The sequence below is a fragment of the Cysteiniphilum marinum genome (assembly GCF_014857925.1).
Classification (GTDB): Bacteria; Pseudomonadota; Gammaproteobacteria; order Francisellales; family Francisellaceae; genus Caedibacter; species Caedibacter marinus.
Genome location: NZ_JACYVZ010000034.1, coordinates 23,414 through 30,141, shown reverse-complemented (window position 1 = coordinate 30,141; position 6,728 = coordinate 23,414). Strand labels below are relative to the sequence as shown.

Sequence of the window (6,728 nt, the reverse complement as noted above, 5' to 3'; positions counted from 1 at the left end):
TCACAACCATCAAGGACTACTCGCAACACGTTGCTGCGTTCCTCCTTGACAGTTGCTCTGTTTATTCTAGCAATAACACATTACATCAATATTAAATTTAAATTGACACAGTTTTATGAACACTCCCATATAAAATAATCATGTGACGAAAATTAGCCTTGCCCCCATTACTTCTGTGCCCCCATCATCTGTAACCCTATTATTGACCCCATTATGTTTTTAGTTATGTTTTTAGTGTCAGAATTAATTTATTTGTTTAACTCTACTTTAAATTCGTTAGAACTCATATAGTCAGTTATGTATCTAGACTCTTTTTTATGATCTTCATTATTCGAATTTTTCATATATTTTGAAAACTTACCATGATTCCTATCTATGTTTGAGCTAAACAATTTATTTGATGAATTGTCACTAGATTTTGAATCATTCAATTTATTATTTTTGCCAAGATAATTATCTTCTGACATTTTCAAATCTTCTTTGATATTTTTACCACTGACTTTTTGTTTGTTATAATTGTTAGCATAGTTTTCAAATTTACTTTGTAAGAACTGTAAATGTTCAGCTATTGGATCGTTACTTTCTAGCAGTGTCATTGACTTCAAACTTAAGTCGCTAATTTTAGTTAAGAGTGTCTTAACTTTCTTCGTATGTTCAAAATTGCCTTTTTTACCTAAATCTGCAACAATTTGACGATTGTAATTGATAACCTCATCAGATAAGTTTATACAACTTTCATAAAAATTATTTTTCTCATCCTCATTAAGCTTATATTTTGCGTTGCCAAGTTCATTATTATGCTTAATTTCTAAATCTTGTATTTCATTAATTTTTTTCTTAATATCTTCATCACCATCATTCTCTAACTTCTGTAACTCTTGATACTTTTGATCTAGATTAGCTTTATTGTCATTCTCTAACTTCTGTAACTCTTGACGCTTTTGATCTAGATTAGCTTTATTGTCATTCTCTAACTTCTGTAACTCTTGACGCTTTTGATCTAGATTAGCTTTATTGTCATTCTCTAACTTCTGCAACTCTTGACGCTTTTGATCTAGATTAGCTTTATTGTCATTCTCTAACTTCTGCAACTCTTGACGCTTTTGATCTAGATTATCTTTATTGTCATTCTCTAACTTCTGTAACTCTTGACGCTTTTGATCTAGATTATCTTTATTATCATTCTCTAACTTCTGCAACTCTTGACGCTTTTGATCTAGATTATCTTTATTGTCATTCTCTAACTTCTGTAACTCTTGACGCTTTTGATTTAAATAGCTCTCTCTGTCTTTTTCTAATTGAACAACTCGATAATTTTCATATAACAAACGTAAATCTGCTGAAGACTGCTTTCCAATCTGATCTTGATCTATTGCTAAATCTTGATCCTTAACTTGTGTAATAATATATTGATTCAATTTAGCAAGTTGATTTTGAAAAATCTTGTTTTCACTACATTCAAAAGAATCGTCTTTAGTATCTTCTGTATAAAGGGCTTGCAAAAATTGCTTATACTCCGTTGTGAGCATATTATCTTGATCATAAAAAGCAGATACGACTATCGTATTTATATTTGCTCGAGTTAGGTTATTTAGTGCGTCAATATAGTTCATATTTATATTCTCCTGTTGTATATTACTGTTGTCATATATTTGATTGTTTATCACAGTTGGGAAGTCATCATTCTTCGTTGTCCAAGTCGTATATTTGTCATTACCCATTAGAAATGAGCTATTAAATTTTGAGTTGGTATCATAGAAAATTTCAGTTTCCACTGTATCGAATTCAATTGTTAACCTTGGCTGATTCAAACTATCTGATGACTGAATGCTATGACGACTAACATATGGCATTACAGCGCTATCCTGATAATAATAGTTATAATTAGCTACACCATCGATTCTATTTTGCATTAATTCATTGTTTTTTACTAAGTCATAAATATCTTTATCTAATGCTACGCTAAGTTTGCCAACTGCTGACAAAAAGTCCTGTTTGAATAATGGTAGAATTTGAGACTTACTGTTTAGGTTTTCAATCGATTTTTCTAAAAAAGTGATTAATTCAAAATCGCTCTCTTCTAAACTAAGTTCTTTATTTTTATAATACAAGTAATTATTTTCAACTTCCTGAACCTCTGCAGATAAGTGCTTATAACACTCTTCATAGGCATTGTAAGCCTCAACAAACTCAACTTTTAAGTCATCATTTTCTGAATATCCACTAATGCTATTAGCATCAGATATTGAAAGATTATCATCATGCCAGTTATATGCGATGTTATATTCATATAAACTTCGCTTATCATCTATTCTTTTCAATTCATTGTTTTTAATTGAGTGATGCTCTTTTTTATTAATCAACTGATCGATACTTTCAAAATATTCTTTTAAATCAGAATGATCATTTAGCTGATCTTTAACGTTTTCAAGCTTTCGATTAACTTGAGATAAGCTAACACGAAAATCACTAAGTTGTTGCAGTGAATTCAAATACTCCTGATAAAAAGCATCCCATTGACTCTCCAAACTTTCTATATCGTTATCACTATCCTTAAAACACTCCTTATATTCAGCAAACCCTTCTGAAAGAATATCGTTTTCGCCACTTAAATCTTTATTTAATTTGTCAGCTATAATTGCATCCATATATTTACTTAAGGTGTTGAAAGCATCACTCTTTGAGTTGTTCGTAAAATTAAAGATAGACATACGAATTTCGCTTAGACTGGATTTGTTAAAGTGATTACAGTATTACGAATCAACGCCCATTTAGCAAAGCCTCAAATATGTCACCTAAAGCCCATAAAATAAAGGATAGCTAGATGCACAAAGAAAATATTATATGTCAAAATTGAGATATTTTTATTCAAAAAAACACACTTTGATACATAAAACTAAGTATTGGTCTGCCTCAAACAGAAACAGCGTGATGTATACCCCATTGGATTGATCCTTCAAAAACAGGATAACCTGAGCTCAATGAAATTTTAGCAACGGCTGATAACGTATGCAACTTTCTACCAACAATCAACAACCCTCCATTGATGGTTAAGTTACTGTGTAAATTCGAAGGCGCTGAAACATTCATTTTCACCCCCATATCCTTAAACTCAAGAAAAAATGGGGAATACAACGTCAACTTACTTTTGGGGTTAGGGACCTCTGTTATTCGCCAATGCCAGCCATCCTCTCCTTGAGAGTACTGAGTTGTCCATTGTCCCTTTACCTCATAGGTTAATACAATCGAATTATCTTCTGTATTATGATAGATGTGTAATTGGCAGTTATAACTATGTGTTGATGTTTGATCTTTTTGCTCAATAATTTCATACGCGCATACTGAATCTTTTTTGGGAACAAAAAATGAGATTTGATTGACCTTAAGCACACTCCCTTGAGCCATTAGTCGATCATTTGGATAACCTAAACTAATCGAGCATAGATCAATGACTAACCCACCAAAAACGCCACAAAGTTTTAAACTCACTTTCACTATTAGCCTTAGACTCTCGCACATCCATTGTCATCTTACGATATTAACATCAATCGAAAATAAAATATTTGCACAAAATGTATCAAAAATACTTATTACTGGCGTATTATTTTCGATCAAAAATTTTGTAGACCTCATCATCGTTTCTTTTTCCAACTACAGTTATATAAAGTATTCCACTATCTGTCTTATAGATTATTCGGTACTCACCTATATCTTTACGAAAAAAATCATTCGACCCTTTTAGTTTTATAATGTCATTTTGTTCAGGATTTTTAGCTAATCTAAATAGTTCTTTTACAATTTGTTTAAATTGTTTTGGTGGTAATTTATCAAGAAATTTATCGGCTTGCTTACTTAGATTGATCAAGAGCATTTTTTAGCTTATCCATACTTTGTTCAACACCGATATACCCATCTCTTTCAGCTTGCAATGCTTTACTAAGCCAATATGAATCCTCAATAGCTTGCAATCTCTCATATTCCTTTCTACTAATAAGCACGGCTTCATTTGATCGACGTTTCACAAAAACAGCTTTGTGCATTGCTTCTGTTAAATACTCACCTAAATGTGTTTTAAACTCTGTACTGCTTATCATGATTAAATAAACCTATTTGATTAATTTGATCAAAGTATAGAGTAAACCACTTAGTAGATCAAGATGTAAAAAGCCACCATTTTAGCCATGTGCTATAGGCGCATTAATTTAAGATAAGCAGACTTTCTTACCATTTTCTAGATAGCAAATATCGCCACTTTGCAGATGATTATTTGTCTTTGGTGCGTTGATGGTTTGATACATATTTGTACTTGTCGGTGCTTGATAGATAATTTTGACATCATCCGGTAATAATTGCTCAGGCGAAACAATGATATAGCCAATGTAGTTACGATGCTTTGCTACTGCATCAAGGACGGCTTGTGCCGAATTTAACACTAATGGCGCATTGAACCCTAAGGGTGCCGAAAATTGCGCTTGAGCACGTGTGCGATTGATGTAAGCATCATTAACACCCAGTGCATTATAAAATACTGAATTAATATCGATGTTGCTTTGCTCAACTGTTGTCACATTGATGTCATTAAGATGATTATTGTATGTGTATAATGCAAGCAGCGAGTGTGATGTTAATTGATTAACTGGAAAGGCTTTATTAGCAATCACCAATAACTGAGCAAAACAGCTATTAAATAGAGCGGCTACCAAAAACATTATGATTAATACAAAACGACTGCACTGCAGTGCTAAATATTTACCGTACTTTAACACGGCTTGCCAGTTTTCACCTTGATTAAAATGAATTCCATTAACTCTATTTCGCATAAACTGATCATTAACTCTTTGCTAAGTTGCACAATCATATCTCAATCATCATTAAATAAATGTAAATTAAAATGCTGTTTTGACATAAAACTTAGCTGATAGCTGACTGCGCCAAGGTCGAAATAACACATTATCACAACTGAGTTTTTCACTACGAATCGCACTTAAGATATCGATAGAGTAATGCTGTGAAGGCTCATAATCACTGTATAGTTGTACATCAAAATAACGACACCATTTACGTACTGTTGTTTCTTTGTAGCCAGTTAACTCAGCAACATCACGATAAGTCATATTGCGATACGAAAAAATAGCCAATACTTGCTCTACTGGCTTATTATACTTTCTTGATATATAGTCCCTAAAACTATCCGCATATTGATTTGCCATATTAGTGCTCCTGCTAATCTAAGATTACATAAATAACATAACTTGCATTTTCAACGAAACTTTGATTATTACAACCTTTGGCACTAGTCGTTTTGATATAATACATTCATTTTTTGCCTCTATTGTGCATTGATAAAATCAAAAATCTCCGTTAAAGCAAGTAAATTTATTAAGTTTACGTCATTTAATATTTCGTGCTAAAACATTTAAAAACAATGCTATTTACTTAAATAAATACGACAAAATGTATCATTTGATTATTTGATCTTCTTAGATTGAAATCGTTTTGTTGATATCTTGGCGCCTGTTATTCAAAACAAGCAATCAAAGGTCATCAAATGAATTACAAAAAAACAAAAATATCACTGCTACTGGCTGTCAGCACAATCACCATAGCACCTGTTTATGCTCATACATTTAACCTAGGACAAGTGGGTGTTGATATTAGTGGTTTTGCCTCGGCAGGGATGGCAGTAAGCTCTAGCACAACGCCTTATGCAATTCCAGGGCACGGTACAATTGACAATCACCCAAACTTTGCAACACCATCATTATTAGGTCTGCAGCTATCTGCTGATTTAGGCAGTGGCTTTAGCGCCGTTGGTCAAGTCGTTGCCAATGGTGACAGCACGAATGGACATAATGCCTTTAATTTAACAACACCTTGGTTGTATTTATCCTATAAAGTTAACCCTAATCTACGTGTTAGTGCTGGACGTATGCAACTACCATCTTATCTTTATTCACAACAAATCGATGTTGGCTATAGTTATCCTTACGCATTCTTACCCAATGAGGTCTATCGTATTATTCCTTTTTATTCATTCAACGGTATCAAAGCGGATTATATCTTTGATTTAAATCAAAATTGGCAGCTAACCTTATCGCCTTTTTACGGTCAAAACGATTTTAAATATGATGCGATGATGCGACTTGCCCCAACCTTGCAAGATAAGATCATCTTAGATGCTAAAGCCTATAATCTGATTGGGTCAAGCGTCGACTTAAATGATGGTCGTTTTAGTCTTCATGGTGCTTATATGTTTAGTAAAGTTGATGTCGGTGCCACGGTACAAAACCAAACAACCAATAAAAAAGGTATTAATGCACAATTCTTAAGTTTAGGTGCAAATTGGAATATTAATAACTTGATGTTAAGTGCTGAAATGGCCTATCGTAAGGCTGATCCAATGGCATCTTTACTTGGTGAGTATATCAGCGTTGGTTATAACACGCATAATTGGTTACCATATATAAGCATTGCTAATTTACACACTACCAATAGTGACACACTCAACAACCCACAGAATTGGCCGACTGAAATCCCAGAGAATCAAACGACATTATCCATTGGTCTGAATCGCTATATCGCACAGAATATCGTCCTAAAAGGTGAATATAGCTACATCATGCCACACAACGGACAATCTGGATTATTCTATGGGATTCCCAACAAAAATGTCAGTATGCTAACACTTTCTGCTAGTGTGGTATTCTAAGGTTTTCTCTGAATATCTA

At 33.1% G+C, this 6,728-nt stretch carries 7 protein-coding genes; 1 reads left to right on the top strand and 6 read right to left on the bottom strand.

What is annotated here, in order from left to right:
* Positions 1-248 precede the first annotated feature (248 nt).
* From IE867_RS11885 to IE867_RS11860, 6 genes are all read right to left on the bottom strand, one after another.
* Positions 249-2,711 (bottom strand): hypothetical protein, encoded by a 2,463-nt coding sequence (locus IE867_RS11885; RefSeq protein ID WP_192484936.1) that lies wholly within the window; start codon positions 2,709-2,711, stop codon positions 249-251.
* A 202-nt stretch (positions 2,712-2,913) separates the two neighbouring features.
* On the bottom strand, positions 2,914-3,489 hold the full coding sequence (locus IE867_RS11880; protein WP_192484935.1) for a hypothetical protein: 576 nt from the start codon (positions 3,487-3,489) through the stop codon (positions 2,914-2,916).
* Positions 3,490-3,601: 112 nt separating this feature from the next.
* Complete coding sequence (locus tag IE867_RS11875; RefSeq protein ID WP_192484934.1) at positions 3,602-3,871, bottom strand: type II toxin-antitoxin system RelE family toxin; 270 nt, start codon at positions 3,869-3,871, stop codon at positions 3,602-3,604.
* Positions 3,849-4,094, bottom strand: a complete 246-nt coding sequence (locus IE867_RS11870; protein WP_192484933.1) for a type II toxin-antitoxin system Phd/YefM family antitoxin — start codon at positions 4,092-4,094, stop codon at positions 3,849-3,851. Before IE867_RS11870 ends, IE867_RS11875 begins: the two co-directional genes overlap by 23 nt.
* 108 nt (positions 4,095-4,202) lie before the next feature.
* Positions 4,203-4,820 carry a hypothetical protein gene (locus IE867_RS11865; RefSeq protein ID WP_192484932.1) on the bottom strand — a complete coding sequence of 206 codons (618 nt, stop codon included), beginning with the start codon at positions 4,818-4,820 and terminating at the stop codon, positions 4,203-4,205.
* Between the two features lie 66 nt (positions 4,821-4,886).
* Positions 4,887-5,210 carry a hypothetical protein gene (locus IE867_RS11860; protein WP_192484931.1) on the bottom strand — a complete coding sequence of 108 codons (324 nt, stop codon included), beginning with the start codon at positions 5,208-5,210 and terminating at the stop codon, positions 4,887-4,889.
* A 338-nt stretch (positions 5,211-5,548) separates the two neighbouring features.
* On the opposite strand from IE867_RS11860, the gene IE867_RS11855 reads away from it, so the two are divergent.
* Entirely contained in the window at positions 5,549-6,709 is a 1,161-nt protein-coding gene (locus tag IE867_RS11855; protein WP_192484930.1) for a porin, read from the top strand.
* Positions 6,710-6,728: the final 19 nt, after the last annotated feature.